General features: G+C 64.1%; 20 protein-coding genes and 3 pseudogenes. 18 read left to right on the top strand and 5 right to left on the bottom strand.

What is annotated here, in order from left to right:
- Positions 1-31: 31 nt before the first annotated feature.
- The 4 genes from ACQP2D_RS24280 to ACQP2D_RS24265 all read left to right on the top strand — a co-directional run bounded on the left by ACQP2D_RS24280 (position 32) and on the right by ACQP2D_RS24265 (position 3,334).
- Complete coding sequence (locus ACQP2D_RS24280) at positions 32-679, top strand: 3-oxoacid CoA-transferase subunit B (RefSeq protein WP_433678208.1); 648 nt, start codon at positions 32-34, stop codon at positions 677-679.
- A gap of 74 nt (positions 680-753) precedes the next feature.
- Complete coding sequence (locus ACQP2D_RS24275) at positions 754-1,467, top strand: response regulator transcription factor (protein WP_433678207.1); 714 nt, start codon at positions 754-756, stop codon at positions 1,465-1,467.
- Between the two features lie 145 nt (positions 1,468-1,612).
- Complete coding sequence (locus tag ACQP2D_RS24270) at positions 1,613-2,530, top strand: UTP--glucose-1-phosphate uridylyltransferase (protein ID WP_433678206.1); 918 nt, start codon at positions 1,613-1,615, stop codon at positions 2,528-2,530.
- Between the two features lie 225 nt (positions 2,531-2,755).
- A complete protein-coding gene (locus tag ACQP2D_RS24265) occupies positions 2,756-3,334 on the top strand; it encodes an MspA family porin (protein WP_433678205.1) in 579 nt (192 codons plus the stop codon).
- Positions 3,335-3,518: 184 nt separating this feature from the next.
- On the opposite strand, the gene ACQP2D_RS24260 is transcribed toward ACQP2D_RS24265, so the two are convergent.
- On the bottom strand, positions 3,519-3,959 hold the full coding sequence (locus ACQP2D_RS24260) for a hypothetical protein (protein WP_433678204.1): 441 nt from the start codon (positions 3,957-3,959) through the stop codon (positions 3,519-3,521).
- A 247-nt stretch (positions 3,960-4,206) separates the two neighbouring features.
- Between ACQP2D_RS24260 and ACQP2D_RS24255 the strand changes: the two genes are divergently transcribed.
- From ACQP2D_RS24255 to ACQP2D_RS24240, 4 genes are all read left to right on the top strand, one after another.
- Positions 4,207-5,034, top strand: coding sequence for an IclR family transcriptional regulator (locus ACQP2D_RS24255; RefSeq protein ID WP_433678203.1), 828 nt, complete (start codon positions 4,207-4,209; stop codon positions 5,032-5,034).
- A gap of 323 nt (positions 5,035-5,357) precedes the next feature.
- Positions 5,358-6,020, top strand: coding sequence for an MspA family porin (locus ACQP2D_RS24250; protein WP_433678202.1), 663 nt, complete (start codon positions 5,358-5,360; stop codon positions 6,018-6,020).
- 56 nt (positions 6,021-6,076) lie between these two features.
- On the top strand, positions 6,077-6,769 hold the full coding sequence (locus ACQP2D_RS24245; RefSeq protein WP_433678201.1) for an MspA family porin: 693 nt from the start codon (positions 6,077-6,079) through the stop codon (positions 6,767-6,769).
- Between the two features lie 40 nt (positions 6,770-6,809).
- A complete protein-coding gene (locus ACQP2D_RS24240) occupies positions 6,810-7,136 on the top strand; it encodes a hypothetical protein (protein ID WP_433678200.1) in 327 nt (108 codons plus the stop codon).
- 714 nt (positions 7,137-7,850) lie between these two features.
- Here ACQP2D_RS24240 and ACQP2D_RS24235 read toward each other — a convergent pair.
- A pseudogene (locus ACQP2D_RS24235) lies at positions 7,851-8,579 on the bottom strand (FAD-dependent monooxygenase); the annotation flags it as partial.
- A gap of 103 nt (positions 8,580-8,682) precedes the next feature.
- Here ACQP2D_RS24235 and ACQP2D_RS24230 point away from each other — a divergent pair.
- Positions 8,683-9,459: pseudogene (locus ACQP2D_RS24230) on the top strand (flavin-containing monooxygenase); the annotation flags it as partial.
- Between the two features lie 173 nt (positions 9,460-9,632).
- Here ACQP2D_RS24230 and ACQP2D_RS24225 read toward each other — a convergent pair.
- The 3 genes from ACQP2D_RS24225 to ACQP2D_RS24215 all read right to left on the bottom strand — a co-directional run bounded on the left by ACQP2D_RS24225 (position 9,633) and on the right by ACQP2D_RS24215 (position 12,602).
- On the bottom strand, positions 9,633-10,631 hold the full coding sequence (locus ACQP2D_RS24225; RefSeq protein ID WP_433678199.1) for an SMP-30/gluconolactonase/LRE family protein: 999 nt from the start codon (positions 10,629-10,631) through the stop codon (positions 9,633-9,635).
- Between the two features lie 127 nt (positions 10,632-10,758).
- On the bottom strand, positions 10,759-12,342 hold the full coding sequence (locus tag ACQP2D_RS24220; RefSeq protein WP_433678198.1) for a flavin-containing monooxygenase: 1,584 nt from the start codon (positions 12,340-12,342) through the stop codon (positions 10,759-10,761).
- 20 nt (positions 12,343-12,362) lie between these two features.
- The gene (locus ACQP2D_RS24215) at positions 12,363-12,602 is read right to left on the bottom strand and encodes a hypothetical protein (RefSeq protein ID WP_433678197.1); all 240 of its coding nucleotides are present in this window, start codon (positions 12,600-12,602) and stop codon (positions 12,363-12,365) included.
- Between the two features lie 14 nt (positions 12,603-12,616).
- Here ACQP2D_RS24215 and ACQP2D_RS24210 point away from each other — a divergent pair, with 14 nt between their 5' ends.
- The 9 genes and pseudogenes from ACQP2D_RS24210 (at position 12,617) to ACQP2D_RS24170 (ending at position 19,725) form a co-directional block, all read left to right on the top strand.
- The gene (locus ACQP2D_RS24210) at positions 12,617-13,204 is read left to right on the top strand and encodes a thiolase family protein (RefSeq protein WP_433678196.1); all 588 of its coding nucleotides are present in this window, start codon (positions 12,617-12,619) and stop codon (positions 13,202-13,204) included.
- Between the two features lie 29 nt (positions 13,205-13,233).
- Positions 13,234-14,421 (top strand): hypothetical protein, encoded by a 1,188-nt coding sequence (locus ACQP2D_RS24205; protein WP_433678195.1) that lies wholly within the window; start codon positions 13,234-13,236, stop codon positions 14,419-14,421.
- 276 nt (positions 14,422-14,697) lie between these two features.
- Positions 14,698-15,192 (top strand): annotated as a pseudogene (locus ACQP2D_RS24200) (AMP-binding protein); the annotation flags it as partial.
- Positions 15,101-16,210 (top strand): AMP-binding protein, encoded by a 1,110-nt coding sequence (locus tag ACQP2D_RS24195; RefSeq protein WP_433685749.1) that lies wholly within the window; start codon positions 15,101-15,103, stop codon positions 16,208-16,210. The pseudogene ACQP2D_RS24200 and the gene ACQP2D_RS24195, both read left to right, overlap by 92 nt.
- 55 nt (positions 16,211-16,265) lie before the next feature.
- Positions 16,266-16,700, top strand: coding sequence for a MaoC family dehydratase N-terminal domain-containing protein (locus ACQP2D_RS24190; protein WP_433678194.1), 435 nt, complete (start codon positions 16,266-16,268; stop codon positions 16,698-16,700).
- On the top strand, positions 16,697-17,110 hold the full coding sequence (locus ACQP2D_RS24185) for a MaoC/PaaZ C-terminal domain-containing protein (protein WP_433678193.1): 414 nt from the start codon (positions 16,697-16,699) through the stop codon (positions 17,108-17,110). The genes ACQP2D_RS24190 and ACQP2D_RS24185 overlap by 4 nt, the downstream gene beginning before the upstream one ends.
- A gap of 14 nt (positions 17,111-17,124) precedes the next feature.
- Positions 17,125-17,955 (top strand): SDR family NAD(P)-dependent oxidoreductase, encoded by an 831-nt coding sequence (locus tag ACQP2D_RS24180; RefSeq protein WP_433678192.1) that lies wholly within the window; start codon positions 17,125-17,127, stop codon positions 17,953-17,955.
- 44 nt (positions 17,956-17,999) lie between these two features.
- On the top strand, positions 18,000-18,863 hold the full coding sequence (locus ACQP2D_RS24175) for an amidohydrolase family protein (RefSeq protein ID WP_433678191.1): 864 nt from the start codon (positions 18,000-18,002) through the stop codon (positions 18,861-18,863).
- A gap of 25 nt (positions 18,864-18,888) precedes the next feature.
- Positions 18,889-19,725, top strand: a complete 837-nt coding sequence (locus tag ACQP2D_RS24170) for a hypothetical protein (RefSeq protein WP_433678190.1) — start codon at positions 18,889-18,891, stop codon at positions 19,723-19,725.
- Positions 19,726-19,828: the final 103 nt, after the last annotated feature.

Here is a 19,828-nt window from a genome sequence, read left to right as displayed (position 1 = left end):
ATCCGATCGTTTGGAGAATCGAGGAACACCCATGTCCTGGACCCGCAATGAGATGGCCGCGCGCGCCGCACGCGAACTGCTGGACGGGCAGTATGTGAATCTGGGTATCGGCCTGCCGACCCTGGTGCCCAACTATGTGCCCGACGACGTCACAGTGGTCCTTCACAGCGAGAACGGAATCCTCGGTGTTGGGCCGTATCCGGTTGCCGGACAGGAAGACCCGGATCTAATCAACGCCGGAAAGGAAACGGTGACGCTGCGGGTAGGCGGCTGCTACACGGATTCAGCGCTGTCGTTCGGCATCATCCGCGGCGGCCACCTGGATGTGGCGATCCTCGGCGCGATTCAGGTCTCGGCGACCGGCGACCTGGCGAACTGGTCGATACCGGGCAAGATGATCAAGGGTATGGGTGGCGCGATGGATTTGGTACACGGTGCGGGCCGGGTGATCGTGCTGACCGAGCACAATGCCAAGGATGGCAGCCCGAAAATCGTGGCGCGGTGCACGCTTCCGCTCACCGGAGTCGGTGTGGTGCATCGGATCATCACCGATCTAGCGGTTCTCGATGTCACCGCGGATGGATTGACGGTGGTCGAACTCGCGCCCGATGTGACACTCGGGGAACTGACCTCGAGAACCGGCGCGGAATTGAACACCGGTGCGCTGGTGGACCTCTGATCGAACCTACCTCCCAGCAAACGCTCAGCCGGGGCAGAGGTCGCTCCATCGCTACCGGATCGACGCTCGATGCCATGAGCGATGAAACTTCCGATGCCCGAATCCTCGTCGTCGATGACGAACCGACGATCGTCGACCTATTGGCTACCAGCCTGCGTTTTCAGGGTTTCAAGGTGGCCACCGCGGCGGACGGCAGGGACGGGTTGGACAAGGTGCGTACCTTCGCTCCCGACGCATTGATCGCGGACGTGATGATGCCCAACATGAATGGGTTCGACATGTTGCGGCAGTTGCGGGCGGAAGGCCGCGATATCCCGGTGCTGTTCCTCACCGCCCGCGATGAGGTCCGGAGCCGGATTACCGGCCTGGCCCTCGGCGCGGATGACTACATGTCCAAACCATTCAGCCTCGAAGAGGTCATCGCACGTCTGCGGGCGATCCTGCGCCGCAGCGGCATCATCGACCCGTCCGACCCAGCCCGTCTGCGGGTGGGAAAGCTGGAGTTGGACGAAGACACTCACGAAGTGTGGTGCAGCGGAAGGCTCGTCGCGCTGTCGCCGACGGAATTCATGCTGCTGAGATACCTGATGCTCAACGAGAACAAGGTGTTGAGCAAGGCGAGGATCCTGGATCATGTGTGGCACTACGACTTCGGCGGTGAAACCAGCGTCGTGGAATCGTATGTGTCGTATCTCCGGCGCAAGATCGACACCGCGGAACCGAAGATGCTGCACACACTGCGGGGCGTCGGCTATGTGCTGCGCGATCCCGGGCGGGCAGCGGAGTGATGCGCGTGGCCGGTAGATGCCCGGTCGGCCGCTATGTTTCGCGCCCGATCCTGAGGTAACCCGAAGGTTGGCGAGAGGTTGCCTTCCTAACGTTGCCGACATAGATCGCAGCGCTCAGGGAGTGCCTACTCGGAAGGACATTGGCATGGAGACGACCTCATCGAACGTCCCGCGGCAGTTCAGAACGGCGGTGGTCCCGGCGGCCGGATTGGGCACGAGATTCCTGCCGACGACCAAGGCCGTGCCGAAAGAACTACTGCCGGTGGTGGATACGCCAGGAATCGAACTGGTTGCGGAGGAGGCCGCACAGGCCGGGGCGGACCGGATGGTATTGGTGACGGCTCCTGGAAAAGAAAGTGTCGCAGCCTATTTCGCCGAGGAGCGGGAGTTGGAGAGCCTCTTGGCCCGCCGTGGCAAATTCGATCTGTTGGAGCGGTTACGCAATGCCCCCAAGCTCCTCGATGTCGACACTGTCGTGCAGCAGCGCCCCTTGGGGCTGGGACATGCCGTCCTGCAAGCCGAATCCACCCTGGCCGCAGACGAATCGGCATTCGTGGTCTTGTTGCCGGATGACCTGGTGCTGCCCAGCGGAGTCTTGGAGACGATGGCGCGGGTGCGTCGCCGCTACGGCGGCAGTGTGCTGTGCGCGATCGACGTGCCGCGCGAATCGGTAAGCGCTTATGGTGTTTTCGATGCCGTCCCGGCTTTCGGTGCTGACCCTGACGTGCTGCGCGTAAACGGAATGGTCGAGAAGCCGATTGCGGCGGATGCACCCTCGACGCTGGCCGCTGCCGGGCGGTACCTGCTCGACCGCGCAGTCTTCGACGCGCTGCGCGCCATCGAGCCGGGCGCGGGCGGCGAACTCCAGCTGACCGATGCGATCGCCGCCTTGATCGACCAGGGACACCCCGTTCACGTGGTAGTGCATCGTGGCCGCCGACACGATATCGGCAATCCGATGGGACTGCTGCATGCGTCGGTGGACCTGGCGCTGCGGCGCGAGGAATACGCCGATACCTTTCGATCTTGGCTGCATTCACGCCTGGATTCGCCGATGCTTTGAAAGCCGCGCGCCGCTGGTGGCGAACGAGCCACCGGCGCTGTCAGCTTCGCCAGAGGTTCGCCAGAGGGCCATCGATCAGAATGCCTGGGATACGAGCTGTCCGCTATCGCCCATCCCAGCGGCGACCACGCGCAGTGGATAAGCGCACCCCTGTGGAGACCGATGATTATCAAACATGTTCTGGCGATGTCCGTTCTAGGCGTGGGCGCCCTCGTGGTGTTGCCGGTGGCGCACGCGGCGGCGGCAACACCGCATGAGAACACCTATCGCATCGATGGTGGTCTCGTGTACAGCGTGGGCCAGAGCGACCTGGTGACGCGGTCGATGCCCGCCCTGAACGGAATGCCGACGAATCGGGAATTGTTGGTGGACAGCACCTTCTACGGAAAGGTGGAGGGCTCGGCAACGGGCACATTGAAGACGGGATACCTGGTCGCCTGTGTCATGGATGCCGATCCCAAGGCGAAGGCCGACGCTGAAGGCAAGGTGGAGGGTAGTGGAAACGGAAGCGTGAGCGTCGAGCCTGACAAGGTAACGCCGAAGCTGGATGTCAAGGTCGGTCCTTCCGTGAGTGGCGGTGTGGGCGTCGAGGTTTCGCTGACGCCGGGCAAGATCGCCGACGTGCAGTCGGGTTCGAAGGACCTCCACGACGGTGCGAAGGGGTCGCTGGTGAACCGAGACTTCTACATCCAGGTGTCTGGATGCGCGGGACCGTTGCTGCTGCGCCCCTACGCGAAGATCGAGGTCCATTCATCGGACGTCGATGCCACCGGATCCGTATTCGGTGACCCGATTACGTTGTGAATCCAAGGGTTTGACTGCGTATTCGATGTGGGCAGCCGCCGGGTGAGCGGATTCGATCATTTGGGCCCCACCCGACGACTGCACGGCCCGCCAGCAAGGGCAGGAGGCTGCTCGCGGGCCGCGCCGACCGTCTCGGCAGTTCTAGTCGGCGGATTCAGCATGCAGGCGCCGACGCGGTGCCGACTCAGGCGCAGATGTGAATAATCTGGGAGAACACGATCGACCTGTGACGAAGGGCGGCCGCCTCCGCCTCGATCAAGGGTGATCCCTTCTTGGACAAGGGTCTTCGGGTAAGTTGCCACGTGTTAGGGTGTGCAGCCGTGCGATGACGGTCTTGAACCCGTCGATGCCCATCTTGTCGCGGGCCGTGAGGAAAAGCACGGACGCATCGACGCCTTCGGAGCGCAGAGCTCGCGGCAACCACAGGCCGTCCAGATTCGGGCACCGCCGCATCGACGATGAGTACATGCGGGCGGAACGTCCGGGCCATGGCCAGACTCTCGGCGCCATCGGCCGAGCTGGCGACGATAAATCCTCGGCGGTGCAGCGCGAGCAGTAGATCCATGATGTTCGGCGGTTCATCGTCGACGACGAGCACGCGCACACCGGCGAAGTCGTTGGACACCCACCTACCGTCGGCCCCGGACTGCGTCGCCACCTGCGGTCAGTCTGGGTCTTTCCTGTGAATCGCGATGGCGCAGTGTCCGAACCCGCTGAGGTTTGCCAGCAAACTGCCAGTTTCGGCCGAGCGTGCCTCCAGTTGGGAGGCGAAGGGTCTTGCTCGTTGGGTAGCCCGCGTGCTGGGCGAAGCGAGCTTTACGGCAGGAAGGTGATCACATGGCTGGTTTCAGCGATGGAGTGATGTCCGCGGCATGCTCCGCAGATGTCTGACCGGACGCGCCATGGCCAGGAATTCCAATGGCGAGTCGGTCTTCTCGCGGATGTCGCGCATCTACGAGGCATTCGGACCGGAGTCGCCCGCGTTCACGGTGACGGAGTTGTCCAAACGGTCCGGTATGCCGATGGCGACGGTATCGCGGATGGTTGCCGAACTCGTCGAGCACGATTGGCTGCTCCGGGATGGCGACGGACGGGTGCGGATCGGGTTCCGCGTCTGGGAGCTCGTGACGCGCGCCGCGCCGACGCGCGAACTACGCCGTGTCGCGATGCCGTATGTCAGCGAACTGCATGCGCGCATAGGTCACCTCGTCGCTATCTCGGTACGTCAGGGCGATGGGGCCCTGGTCATCGATGAGCTGCCGGCCCCGGGTGCGGTGGAGCCGAGGCCAGGGGATTCGGGGCGATTGCCGTTGCACGCCTCGGCGACCGGTTTGGTGCTGCTGGCATACGCCGGCTTCGAAGCCCAGCAGTCAGTGCTGGGGCAGGCATTGACCGCATACACCGAACACACTCCGACCGACGAGAAGTCATTGCGTGTGCTGCTCAGCGAGGTTCGTCGCTCGGGAATCGCGATCTGCGTGGGTTTCCTCGACCCGAAGCTGACGAGCATCTCGGTGCCGCTGCGCGGCGCGCACGGGGAAGTCGTCGCCGCACTGACGGTAGTGGTGCCGGATGCCACTACGGCGCGGTCGCTCATCCCCGTGCTCCGAGCCGCGAGCGCGAGAGTCAGTCGGGCCCTGGCCGAGAACGGCGCCCCGGATCCGACACCGCTGTCGGGTTATCTGGGCGTCCGATCCTGATCGATCGTGAAACGTGCCCGCCGAACCGAAGATGAGGGGATCCGGCTCGGCGGGCACGCCTGCCCGTGCGCCCGCCGAACCGAAGTGACGGAATCCGGTTCGCCGAGCGCGGCTGTCCCGGCGCGGGCATCTTCAGGATGCAGGTCGGGGCATCGCTGGTTCCAATGACATTCCACTCAATGCAACGCCTTTCATTGAAAGAAATATTGATCATGGCGGACGTCTGATTCCAGTACTTTTCCGATTGCGGAAGGGCAGAGAAATGCCGCCAGATATTTCGCCTCGGTGCCGTGAGGCGCGGATCATTCAGTAAGGAATCGTAGATGAGGAATCATCACCGTAGTTTTCGGCGAACGGGAGCACGGCCGGTCGTCGTAGTCACGGCGGCTGTGGCCGCGGTGGGGCTGTATTCCGCCGGTGGCGCGAACGCGGACACCTTCGTTCCATTGCCCGACGGCCATACCGAAGGCCCCGGCGCGACGATCGACAGTGTCGGTGAACAGGCGGTCGTCTCGCCGTCGTTGGCGGCCAATGGCGCCGGGCGCACAGTCTGGGTATCGGGGCGGGTCACCGCCGATGTCGTGACTCCTCATGGTGAGGTAGGCCCCAACAACGGGCCGAAAGGTGATGCGGGGACGAACAATTCGTCGACGCATGGCGTCTCGACGTTGACGGTCGGCTACCTCGTGGGATGCCAGGTCGCGCTGGGCAGCCTGTCCGCGTCCTTATCGGCGGCGTTCAGCTCGGCACCGAGCGCGACCGGATCGTTCTCGGTGCCGTTGGCGCCGGGACAGGTCAAGTGGGTGCGCTTCGACCAGAAGGACATGGCCGACAGCGGCGTGTACCACCTCAATTACCGAGACCAGGAAATCGCGATCCAAGGCTGCGCGGGGTACGCGCAGGCCCGCCAGGTCGCGACCGTCGAGATCATCGGCGCCGACTATTCGAAAACCACGCTGTACGGCCAGCCGTTCAGCATCGGCTGAGTTCGCCGAATCCCCTTCACTTCGCTACGGCGAAAGAATTCTCGAGGAACGATGAGATGAAGAGCGCTCGAAAAGGCATTGCCCGAGTGGCAGGAGTCGGCGTTGCCGCGGCCGCCGCTGTCGGTCATTTCGCCGTCGGTGTTTCCGCGGCCGATACCTTCGTGCCGCTTCCGGGCGGCGACATCACCGAGACGATCGACGACGGCACCGTCGTCCATGTGACGCTCGGTGGAGAATCGGCGAACATCAACCCGTCGATGGGTGCGACGCCGTTGCATCGCAACGTGTGGACCAGCGGCCACGGGGAAGTGGACCTGTCCGCCGGCGCTGCCGGAGATCCGAAGACCTACACCAAATTGCGCCCCGGCTACGTTGTCGGCTGCCAGGTCGACCTCAGCAGTGGCATCACGCCGGGCGCGAACGGCACCGCGTCGACGGATCTGAGTTCGGACTCGCCGTCGATCACCACCAAGGGTGGGGCATCGGCCAGCTTGAGCATCGGCGCCGGACAGGCCAAGACGGTCTACCTGCTCGATCTCGAGTCTGCGGACGACTACGGCTCGGAGAGCCATAGCGCCAAACATAAGGTCATGGGTCCGCACAACAGCGTCACCTGGAAAGACGAAACGATCAATGTGGACGGCTGCGGCGGTTACGCACAGGCGCGAGCATTCGTTCAGGCGATGGTCTACACGCCGACCACCATCGGCTACGTCACGGTGTGGGGACAGCCCTTCAGCTTGGGCTGACGGGGAATCGAAAGTGCGACACAGGAATGGAGGAAAAGAAGTGAATCCGTCCGAGAGTGTGAAATCCGTGAAGACCCGGGCGAGTAAGGCAATCGCTACCGCGGTGGTGGCTTCGGCGCTTATCGTCCCCGCGGCGGCACCGGCGATCGCTTCCGCTGCTCCCACCCAGCCGGGGCAACAGCAGCCGGGGCCGCAGCAGAACCCCGGCCAACCGAACCAGGGGCAGCCGGGACCGAACAACCCTGGCTCCCATGGTTATCCAGTCCCGCAGGGCTACCACGACGACTCCAGGGCCCCCGCCTGGCCGGGCGGCGGTGAACCGCCGATCTGGTGGTGGCAGGGGCTGCGCGTATTCGGGTTGGCCTGAGAATCTTCCTATAGCTCGATATCGAAGGACCTTGGACTCTGTCCTTGGTCCTTCGATGCGTCGCTTATAGTGTCTTCTCCTTCGAAGTGATTGCCTCCCAGCGTATTTTCAAGTGATTGGCAACTTCCCGGCAGTGATACTTCGTAATGCCCGAGGCAAAATTGACTTGTCGGTATGCATTACTGAAAGTGCCGACAAGAATCCGAAACTGAAAGGGTTGTTTCCTATGGGATCTGCTGTGATCGACCTGGGTAGCGCTGTTCTGCACGGGGTAGTAGGGACCGGCAGTGCCGTGCTGCACGGGCTGTTCGCCCCGTTGTTCTTCGGGTCCGCCGGACTCTGAGAACGGCCCGACCTCGATTCAACCCCGCCGGATTCTCCGGTGGGGTTGTTCGCGTATCAGGCTCCAGCGCAGGGCAAATTGGCGTTGACGCGACCGGCTCGCTCGGTGAATCGTCAGTGCTCGATCCGGAGTCGAGCGCGCAGTTGGCCAATGAGATCGGCGAGTTCGGCGGCATCGTGGGCGGCGCCGAACAGATAGAAGTCCGGTCTGATGATCGCGGCCAGATGCCCGTGCTCTCGCATATGTGGCAGGTAGTCGTGGTCGATGTCGGTGTAGCCGTTGTCGGTTGGCTCACTGGTGAGTTCCACCAGGGCCGCGCCGATTTCGTCCAGGAATAGACGATGCTCGGGTGTCAGCACGGTAGCCCCGGGTCCATCGACGAGAACGGTGAATCCTGAGCCGGTGACATCGTCGAGCAGCGCGGTCGTGTCGCCGTGGCGGACTCGGAACTGAGGGGTGAGGTGACCGACCGTCGGTGCTGTCCGGCCGTCCGGAAGCCGTTGCAGGACACCGTCTCCGAGCACCGGTGGGGCACCCGCTGGCAGTACCCGCACGGGGTCCGCCCCGCCTGCGATCATGCGCCGATCGCGTTGTGCGGCATCCTGTTCGTCGAGGACACAGATGACCTCGCCCAATGCGATCGACATGTCGATCGCATGACGCACATGTGCACTGCGCTCGGTGCTGTAGGTGTCGAGCAGGTCCGAGTGGGCCTTGTCGCGCAGCATCAAATCCAGCTTCCAGGAGAGGTTGAGTGCGTCACGCAGCCCTGAACACATGCCCTGACCCGCGAACGGCGGCATGAGGTGGGCGGCGTCGCCGGCGAGCAGGAGTCGGCCGGCCCGCCAGGTGTCGGCCCAGCGGGCCTGGAAGGTGTAGACGGTGTGTCGCTCGATCGTGGTGTTGCCGGGATAGCGGCCCCACGGCTCGAGCAGCTTCCAAGCCGTGTCGGCGGTGTCGAGATCGGCGATGGTTTCGCCGGGGAGTCTCATGAATTCCCAGCGGCGCCTGCCGGGTCCGCCCGACACGATGGTGGTCGGCCGGGTCGGGTCGCACAGCTGCCAGTTCATCGGAGACCAATCCCGCTGCTCATGCGGGATGCAGGTTGAAATAGGGCACAAATGACCTCCCTCCGCATCGGCTGGACAGTGACCATGGAGGTGACTTGATACCGATCAACCCAGCTCGACGAGGAGCGCGCAAATGACAGCGATTCATGGGGAACACTTCGATGTCCTCGTCATCGGGGCCGGAATCTCCGGCATCGGCGTGGCTCGCCATCTACTCACCGATCAACCCGGAACGACCTTCGCGGTCCTGGAGGCCCGGGGCGCGCTGGGCGGAACCTGGGATCTGTTCCGCTACCCGGGGATTCGCTCGGACTCGGACCTGTACACCTTCGGCTATCGATTCAAGCCGTGGACGGACCCGAAGTCGATCGCAAGCGCGGATCGTATTCTGGCCTACCTGCACGAGACCGCACGCGAGTACGGCGTCGATCGCCATATTCGATACCACCACAAGGTGGTTGCCGCGGCGTGGTCCGGCGCCGACGCACGGTGGACTGTCGAAGTCGAGCGCGCCGACAGCGGTGAGCGGCTGACTCTCACCGCCACCTGGCTCTTCGCGGCTACGGGATACTATGACTACGACGCGGGCTATTCGCCGAAGTTCGAAGGGCGTGAACGCTTTCGGGGACCTGTCGTCCATCCGCAGCTTTGGCCGGAAGACCTCGACTACCGGGGCAAGAAGGTTGTGGTGATCGGCTCGGGCGCCACCGCGGTAACTCTGGTGCCCGCGATGCTCGATTCCGGTGCCGCGCACGCGACGATCCTGCAGCGCACCCCGACGTATGTGTTGCCCGTGCCGTCTGAGGACAAGATCGCCACCAAGCTGCGCAGGGTGCTCGGCACCAAGCGGGGGTTCGCGGCGACGCGTGCGAAGAACATCCTGATGCAGCGCACCATCTGGAACATTTGTGCATGGGATGAACGCGTCCGATTGGTGCCCATCAGGCAGTCCCTTCGCGGTCGGGGTTGAGCACCCAGCCATCCCAGACGTGGTCGCCGGCGCGAGCCACTAGGGCGACCGTGAAAGTGGTGCCCCTGCCCTCTCTGTAGATCGTCGGGTAGGGGCACCACGCTGCGGCAGCGTCAGACTTTGCTGATCGCGCTGACCCAGCAGGGGGTACCGGGCGAGGATTGCTGGAAAGTATCCAGATGCATCTTGGTATTGGGCAGGTACAGCCGGTTTCGATCGACAGCGATTGTGGTCGGAGCATCGAGGCTGCTGTCGGAGATGGTCTTCACCAGGCTTCCCGAGCGGCCGTCCGGGCTCATTCGGAAGACGGCTACCTGACTCTGCTGGGACAACACCACATACAGCGTGGACCCGTCGAGGTAGAGGCCGTCAGCCCAGGGGAGCGCGGTCCCGCCGAGATCGACCTGGATACTGTGGCCGGTATTTGGATCGACCCGGAACAGCTTCGCGGTGCTCGTTTGGACGACAAGGAGTGCCTGACCGTCCGGGGTCGAGCACAGCCCGTTGGAATTCTGGCCGTCGGTGTACACGAGGTCGCCGGTGATGGGGAGGGTCACGAAGCCGTCCGGGGGCGGGAGCGCGGGGCCCGACAGCGGAAGCTTGTACAGCACTGGCAGACGGGAGTCGGTGAACCAGGCGGCATCTCGCAGCAGGACCGTGTCGTTGACGAGGCTGGTGTCCGGCTGCCCGAAGACATAATGCGCCAGGACCGCGTTCGTGCGGGTGTCGAGAACGCGTGCGTCGCCCGCGACCCCGTGGCAGATGAACAGTCGACCTGATTCATCGACCTTGATGCCTGTCGATTCGCTACCCCAGCCGTCGCTGACCGACGTACCTTTGCCGCTGGTCACATCGATTCGGTAGATTCCACCGCCGAAGGAGCTGACATAGAGCGAATTTCCCGGTCCGGTCGCGATGCCCTCCGGCACGAAATTGGCTGGTAATTCGAACTTCTGAGTGGCAGCGGGGGGACTGGAAGGCGCGGGTGGATCGCCCGGCTCGGGGGCGGCGGAAGCCGTGGTGCTGCCACCTCGCGTCCCGCACCCGGCGGCCATCCCGGTGGCGGCCAGCAGTGATCCGAAGATGAGCGACCGTCGGGAAATAGGAGACATATGTCCTCTCATTCGCTAGCGGCGAGCGGGTCCGCGGAGTGCTGACGCCGACGCCGTCAACGATCGAATTCGAACCTGCGGTCGGCCTCATTCGCAGTTGCGAGGTTGCTGGCAGTGCGGCTCCGGGCTACGCGCCAGCAGAAACACTCGTGTCGCTGACGACACTGTGGGCATCATCGCTCTCGGCGGCGATCGTCGAATCCGGTGCGGGCTTCCAGCGATCGTAGCGATAGTCGCTGAGATCGTAGTGTCCACTGCGCCAGTAGGTTTCAGCGGTTGTGACCGGACGGAGAGGCACGTCGCCGTTCTTGTCGTAGTAATAGCTGTTGGCGGAGTTACAGGTCGGCTGCCGGAAGACCTGACGGGTACGGCGGGTCATCATTTCGTCGAAGTAGCGGATGTTGGCTTCCTCGGTGATTTCGATTCGGGTAGCGCCGACTCGGCGGGCCTGGTCGAGGGCTCGGACAATGTGTTTGGCGGAGACCTCGACAAGGGTGAAGTAGGAGGAGCCGTTGTATCCGTAGGCGGAGAACATGGCGAAGAGGTTGGGGAAGTGGGGGACGCTGACGCCCTCGTAGGACTGGACGCGTTCCCGGTCCCAATAGGTGTCGAGATCGAGGCCGCCGGTTCCGATGCATTCGTAGGGGACGCCGGGTGCGTATGGGAGTTTGAATCCGGTGGCCATAATGAGGACGTCGAGTTCGTGCTCCACGCCGTCGACGGTGCGGATGCCCTTCGGGGTGACCTCTTGGATGCCGGTGGTCTCCAGCAGGACGTTGGCGCGATTGAACGCGGGCAGATATTCGTTGGAGAAGCTGGGGCGCTTGCAGCCGAAACTGTATTTGGGCGTGAGCTTTTCACGGATGTCCGGGTCGTGGACCTGCTTGGCGAGCATGCGCTTGGCGGACCATTCCGCGTACTTCGTGATGGGGAAGATGTTGTGGTAGTGCACAGCGAGGGGGAGGATCGCCTCGACGAATCCCTGGCTGAGGATCCGAGCCAGCATCTCCGCGCCGGGGAAATGCTTCAACGCCCATTGGAACCTCGGCGTGAGCGGGCGGTCCAGCTTGGAGATGCACCAGATGGGGGTCCGCTGGAACACGGTCAGATGCTCCACCTCGGGGGCGATCGTCGGGACGACCTGTACGGACGACGCTCCGGTACCGATCACCCCGACGCGCTTGCCCGCGAGTTCTAGCGAGTTGTCCCATCGCGCGGTGTGTACGACCGGTCCGGTGAAGTCCTCGATTCCATTGAGCTGCACATGATTCGGTTCGGAGAGGACGCCTGTCGCGTTGATGACGTAGCGCGCGGTGAATTCGCGGCCGTCAGTGCTGGAAAGCAGCCAGCGGTGGCCGTCCTCGTCGAACTCGATGCGGGCGATCCTGGTGTTGAAGACGAACCGTGAACGCAGGTTGTACTTGTCGACGCAATGGTTGGCATAGGCATTCAGCTCGTGTCCCTTGGCGTAGACGCGTGACCAGTCGGGCTTCTTCTCGAAGGAGAACTGGTAGCTGAACGAGGGGATGTCCACGCCGATACCGGGATAGGTGTTCCAGTGCCAGGTACCGCCGACGCCGTCACCGGCTTCGAGGATGCGGAAGTCGTGCATTCCGGCTTCTTCCAGCTTGATCGCGACGCCGATACCGGAGAACCCGGCACCGACGATGAGGATCTCGTGGTCTACGGCGGGTAGAGCTGAATTCGCCATTGAAAGCGCTCCTTGGGGTGTTATTTGGTGGCTAGGGTGCGGCGGAAGAAGTCGATATCGGTGACGGCCGTGCGTTCGAACCATTCGCCGCTGAACGAATCGAAATGGCCGGTGGGCATATTGCGGAACTCGACGTGCGGAGCTCGCGACAGGAGCCGACGCTGGATCCACGCCGGGGACACCCGATCCCCGGTGGCGAGCTGAGCCAGCAGTGGTGCGCTGATGCGGTCCGCGTGCCGACCCGGGCGAAAGAACGGCAAGTGCGGAAACCACCGTGGCGGAGGTCTTGGCCTCGCGGCCCGTGGCGGATCCGCTCACGCTGCTGCAATGCTGCGGCTCATCCGATGGTGCCGCCGCGGTGGTCGTCTCCCGACACCGTGGGCCGCAGACACCGACGGTCTCGGTCCTGGCCAGCCAACTCAGTTCCGGCACAACCGGAATGCACGACATGGCACGCGAATCACTGACCACCCGTGTCGCGACAGCCGCCTACCGGGAAGCGGGAATCCGCCCGGCGGATCTGGATGTCGTAGAAGTCCACGACGCCTTCAGCATCGCCGAACTGCTGTACTACGAGGCGCTGGGGCTCTGCGGTTTCGGGGAAGCGCCGGACCTGCTGCGATCCGGCCACACCGCCCGCGGCGGTGCTTGCCCGGTCAATCCCGGCGGAGGACTACTGTCTCGCGGGCACCCTATCGGCGCGACCGGGCTGGCCCAGGTCGTCGAGGTCGTCGAATGGCTGCGCACTTCGCGTACCGACGGACCTCGCGATCCCGAGGTCGGGCTGACCCACTGCACCGGTGGCGGCATCACCGGCTACGACCACGCTGCCTGCGCCATCCACGTATTCGCTCGAACCTGAATCGGCCCGGCGGCCTCCTGGAGTACCCCATGAAATACGAAGACGTAGCTATTCCACTCGGCCACGCTTGGTCCTCTCCCTTCGCCAAATGGCAAGGCTCGCTGGCTGAAGTGTCCAGTCTGGACCTGGCGGTCGCGGTGACCGGGCGGGCATTGGCCGAGCGAGACCTGGAACCCGTCTGGTTCGACGGCGTCGTACTGGGCACGACTGTGCCGCAACCGGATCTGTTCTACGGTGCGCCCACCCTTGCCGCCCGTCTCGGTGCTACCGGCCTTACAGGTCCGATGGTGAGCCAAGCGTGCGCGACGAGTGTCGCCGCATTGCACGCCGCAGCCGGCGCCGTTGCGGCGGGTGCCACCCGTCAACTCGTGGTCGTCACCGATCGCACCTCCAACGGTCCGACGCTGATCTATCCGTCGGTCCGTGGGCAGGGTGGTGCTCCCGTGGTCACGCACTGGGTGCTCGACAGCTTCGCACGTGACCCCTGGGCAGGTCAGGCGATGCTCGCCACCGCCGAAGCCGTCGCGGCAGAGAACGACATCACGCGTGACGAACTGGATGATCTGACCTCGTTGCGATGGGAGCAGTACCAGGCCGCGGTCGTCGACGATCGTGCATTCCAGCGTCGTTACCAGGTTCCGGTGGAGATCAAAGGGCGGAAGGGAGGCGTATTCCTCGAAGCCGATGAAGGCGTGCGATCCAAGGAACGAGCGGCGATCGGCGATCTGCGGCCAGCCGCATCCGACGGTGTCCACACCTTCGCCGCACAGACGCATCCGGCCGATGGCTGTGCAGGCGCGGTCGTCACCACCAGCGATGAGGCCAGGATCCGGTCGGGGATCGGGATCGTCCGAATCCTGAGCAGTGGCGTCGCGCGGGTGCGCAAGGCTCGGATGCCTGAGGCTCCGGTTCCCGCCGCGCGTGCCGCGCTCGAGGCAGCCGGTCTGGACTTCGGCGACCTGCACGCGGTGACCACGCACAACCCGTTCGCGGTGAACGATATCTATTTCTGTCGTGAGACCGGTGTGAAGCCCACCGATATGAACACCTACGGGTGCAGCCTGATATTCGGACATCCGCAGGGCCCCACGGGATTACGGTCGATCGCCGAGCTGATCGAAACGCTACGGCTGCGGGGTGGGGGATTAGGTCTGTTCACCGGATGCGCGGCCGGGGATACGGCGGCCGCCGTGGTGCTGGAAGTGACAGACCGATGAGCACAGCCCTGAGACCGACGTTCGCCCGGCCGCAGATCGCCATCGCACAACAAGAGGACGGGCGCATCCTGCTGTGGTCCACCGAACCGCTCCAACCGCACTCGGTAAGTGTCGTACACGACTTCCGAGCCGGATCGCAGCGACATCCGGATCGCTTGTTGATCGCGGAAAAGGTTGGTGGGCAGTGGAAAACGTTGTCCTGGGGTGAAGCGCGAATTCGTGTAGACCGTGTCGCCCAAGGGCTACTCGAGCGTGGACTCGCGGAGCGTCTCACTCATGATCCTGTCCGGAAACAGCGCTGCAAACCTGATCATCACGGTCGCCGCGATGACGCTCGGCGTGCCCGTCGTCCCCACCAGCATCGCCTATTCTCTGCACAGCCACGATCACCACCAGCTGCGGGCCATGGCTGATCTGATCGAGCCAGGTGCGATCGCCACCGGTGGACCGGAATTCACGAAAGCGGTTGCGGCGATCGCTGATCGGCGCACCGTGGTGAGTCTGGATCAACGGCTGCCCGGATCGATCACCTTGAATGATCTCGAGGCCGCGCCCACCGACGAGGTCGACCGCCGGTGCGCGCAGCTCGCCCCTGACGACATCGCCAAGATCCTGTTCACCTCCGGATCCACCGGAGTGCCCAAAGGCGTCCTGACCACGCACGGCATGATGTCGGCCAATCAGCAACAGCTGCGCCAGATTTGGCCGTTCCTGCCCGTCGAGCCTCCTGAACTGCTGGATTGGCTGCCCTGGAGCCATACCTTCGGCGGCAGCCACAACCTCAACCTGGTACTCACCAACGGCGGATCGCTGTGGCTCGACGACGGCGGGGATCGTCCCGGGACTGGTCGAGCGAACCGTCGCCAACCTGCGCGAGGTACGCCCGAACCTCTACTTCAACGTGCCAGCCGGCTACGCCGCACTACTTCCGCTGCTGGAACGGGAACCCGCTGCCGCACGCGCATTCCTGGATCGACTGCGCTTCGCGTTCTTCGCGGGCGCGGGGCTACCGCAGCAGCTATGGGAACGACTCGACGCGCTGGCCCGATCACACGGCTCCGATATGCGGATCACCGCCTCGTGGGGATCCACCGAGTCCTGTCCGGTCGCGACCTCGGTACATTTCACGACCGAACGCAGCGACTGCATCGGAGTACCGGTACCAGGCGTGGAACTGGCGCTGGTCCCGGTCGCGAACACCACCGAGGCGCGGCTGCGTGGGCCGAACCTCACCCCTGGCTACCACCGCCGGCCCGATCTCGCTGCGACCGCCTTCGACGAACACGGCTTCTTCCGCACAGGCGACGCCGTCGATTTCACCGATTCCCGAGATCCATTGGCAGGGTTGATATTCCGAGGGCGCATCGCCGAGGATTTCAAACTCGCCACCGGCACCTTCGTCACGGTCGGAACGCTGCGACCGCGGCTGTTGTCCGCCGCGCGGGGATTGCTGAACGACGCGGTGATCTGTGGCGAGAATGCCGAGTACGTGACCGCATTGGTCTGGCTGCACCCCGACCATCTCGGACGCGTCGACGCCGACGGTGCCCCCGACGGGGGCCTACGTGACGAGCTGAGGGTCGCGCTGCGGCGGCTCGCTGACGAGGGCGGAGGCACCTCCCAGCGCATCGAGCGCGTCGCGATCTCGACCGAGCCCCGGTCGGCTGATGCCGGGGAGATCACCGACAAGGGCTACATCAACCAGCGCGCGGTCCGTAGTCGCAGGGACCACGACGTGGCCCAGGTGTATGCCGACCCGTGCCCGGTGCAGGTAGTTGCCCGGAAATGAGGGGCCGGACTGCTACTCGCACACCACGATTCATCTCGAAGGGAACGTTACGCCCATGCCCGTCAGTACCGATGCGATCGGCACCGAGTTACCACCGCTGACCATGACAATAGACCCCGGACGAATCCGGTTCTTCGCCAAAGCGATCGGCGAGAGCCTTCCGGAAGGGACCGACGTGGCGGATATCCCGGTGCCGCCGACGTTTCTGTTCGCACTCGAACTCGAACAGCCGGATCCATTCGAATGGCTGACCGAGCTCGGCGTGAACCTCTCGCAGATACTGCACGGCACCCAGCGTTTCGTCTATCACTCGACCGCGAAGGCGGGGGACACGCTGGTCGCGCGGCCTCGAATCGCCGACGTCTACACGAAAAAGAATGGGGCACTGGAGTTTATCGTCAAACAGACTTCGGTGACACGCTCGGACGGGACACCGGTCGCGGACCTCATCTCGACCCTCGTGCTTCGGCACCCGGAGGCAGCACAATGACCGCGCACCTTTCCTCGGTCCCCATCACCGAACTCATCGTGGGTGCGGAACTGCCGCCGCTGCGACTGCCGCCGATCAGTCGAACCACCCTGGCTCTGTTCGCCGGCGCTTCCGGCGATCACAATCCGATCCACATCGACATCGATGCCGCCCGCGCCGCCGGACTGGACGACGTCTTCGCCCACGGCATGCTCGCCATGGCATACCTGGGCCGTCTGCTGACCAATTGGGTTGCACAGGAACGCATCCAGACACTCACCGCACGCTTCGTCGCTATCACCCCGGTCGGTGCCGAGCCCACCTGTACAGGCCGCGTCGTCCGCATCGCCGACGGCCTCGCGACCGTCGAATTCGCGCTCACCCTCGCCGACGGCACCACCACCGTCACCGGCGAAGCCACTCTCAGCTGACAAGGACACCCGATATGGGAACACTCGCAGGCAAATCTGCCATCATCTCCGGCGCGGGGCGCGGCATCGGCCGCGAGATCGCACTGAAACTGGCCAGGGAAGGCGCGGACATCGTCGTCAACGACCTCGATGCCGAACCCGCCAAGGAAACCGTGGCCGCCATCGAGGCCCTCGGCGGCCGGGCCGTCGCCGTCCCCGGCAGCGTCACCGATCCGAGCTTCGCCGACGCCTTCGTCGCGGCCGCGGTCGACAGCTTCGGCGGGCTCGACATCATCGTCAACAACGCCGGATACACCTGGGACGGCGTGATCCAGAAGGTCACCGACGAACAGTGGGAGGCCATCCTGGCCGTGCACCTCACTGCCCCGTTCCGCATCCTGCGCGCCGCGCAGCCGGTTATCTCGGCCGCCGTGAAGCAAGCGAAAAGCGAAGGTGCGCAGGTGCCGTGCCGCAAGGTGGTGAACGTATCCTCCATCGCGGGCCTCGGCGGCAATGCCGGTCAGGTCAACTACGCAGCGGCCAAAGCCGGAATCCTGGGCGTGACCAAGACTCTGGCCAAGGAATGGGGCCGCTACAACGTCACTGTCAACGCCGTTGCCTTCGGTCTGATCAAGACTCGCCTGACCGAGGCACCCGCGGGCGGTGACAGCACCATCGACGTATCGGGCAGGGAGATCCGAGTCGGCGTGAACCCCGACCTGCTCGCTGAAATGGAGCGCTCCATCCCCCTCGGCCGCGGCGGCACACCCACGGACGCGGCCGGCGCGGTGTATCTGCTGTGCATTCCCGAATCCGATTACGTCAGCGGACAAACCCTGGTGTGCGGCGGCGGTTTCACGCTCTGACGTTCTGTCGCCCGTGCCACCCCCAAAGCAAGGGAACACACCCTGTGATCGACGGATACGAAGTCATCGACGCCCACGTGCATACGCCGCGATTGAGTTCGCTGCCGCGGGCTTGGCTCGATTGGGCCGACAAATACTCCGGCGACTGTCCTTGGCGTGAGGTCTACCACGGCGATGCTCCGGATCCAGATGCGCTCGACGTTCTCCTCGCGCAGGAGGGCGTCGACCACGCCTTACTCTTCTGCGAATACAGTCCAGCGGTGACGGGTGCACAGCGCATCGAAGACCTGCTGCCCATCCGGACCCGTCACCCTCGGCGGTTCAGTCTTGTCGCAAACATCAATCCGCATCTCCACTTTCCGCCCGTAGCGGAGCTGCGCCGCCAACTCGACCTCGGGGCGATCGCACTGAAGCTGCACCCCGTCCACGGGCGTTTCGATCCCGGCGAGGGCGACCTCTATCCGGTCTACGCCCACTGCGCCGAGCACGGAATCCCGATCATCGTCCACTCCGGCATCTCGAGCTTCCCCGGTGCCCGGACCTGCTGCGGCAATCCCGAGCTTTTGCTCGATATCGCGGACTATTTCCGGGACCTCGATATCGTCATCGCCCACGGCGGCCGTGGCTGGTGGTACGACGTGGCAGCCTTCATGGCATTGACCAAACCCAATGTGTGGCTGGACCTTTCGGGTCTGCCGCCGAAACAGTTGCCTGAATACTACGGCCGCCATGGTCTGGATCGACTAGCGCGCAAGATGATCTTCGGCACCGACTGGCCAGGCGTGCCGGGTGTTCGACGCAACGTCGAATCGCTGCTCGGACTGGGATGGTCGTCGGAGGTCGTCACCGCCGTGCTGTCCGGCAACGCGAGATCGGTGTTCACACAGCTGGCAACGACCCTCGGATAGGCGAAACGACCAAGCACCCACTGGATTGCTGGGCGACCAGCACTTTCCCGCGACGAGGTCCTGGGCTGACGATTGCGTCGTCAGCGCCGACCAAGGAGTAGAAATGTCAGCCGAGCGCACAATACGAGGCACGAGCGGGGAAGCCATCTCATCCAGGGATATTCGGCTGTGGCGGCTGTCGGCCTGGAGCGGGCTCGTCTACGTCCTTGGGGTCGTTATCGGCGGAATCGTTCTCGCACGGTTCGTTCCGCCGCCGCGGGAGAACTGGACCGCCGAGCACACCGCGAACTTCTTCCGCGACCACGAGATCGGCGTCCGCGCGGGCATGGAGGTCGTACTGGCCATCTACATGCTCTATGCGATCTTCAGCCTCGGCGTCGCCCAATTGATGAAGCACATAGAACCCTCCGGCGGCTTTCTGCGGCGCATTCAACTGCTCGGCGGCGTCCTGACGGCCGTCATCACCATGCTGTGCGCCACTTTCTGGCTGCTGGCGAGCTTTCGTGCCCAATCGCGATCGGCCGACGACATCCAGTTGCTCAACGATATCGGCTGGATGATGTTCGACATCACGATCATGGCGACCATCGTGCAGTTCGTTGCCTTCGGCGCCGCTTGCCTGATCGACGACGGACGCACCACACCACTCGTCCCGCGCTGGCTGGGCTATCTGTCGTTCTTCATCGCCTTCACCTACCTGTCGGAGTTTTTCATGCCCTCGCTGCAGACCGGACCGTTCTCGTGGCAAGGACTGCTGTCGCTGTACGTGGCGCTGGGCACCTTCGGCATATGGATCGGCCTCGTCGCGACTTACATGCTGCGCGCCATCACGACGGTCGAGCAGGAGCAGGCCACGCGGTGACGGACAGCCCCACCTGACGCGCAGCCCGGAGCGCGAGCCGGATGTCCCGCGCCGTGCCCCTTGAAGGCCATCGTCACGGTGTGGATCCTGATCGTCCCCGCGA

The organism is Nocardia sp. CA-119907 (genome assembly GCF_050955995.1).
GTDB lineage: Bacteria > Actinomycetota > Actinomycetes > Mycobacteriales > Mycobacteriaceae > Nocardia.
Note: the sequence above shows the minus strand (reverse complement) of the source record. Positions and strands in the feature narration are given on the sequence as shown.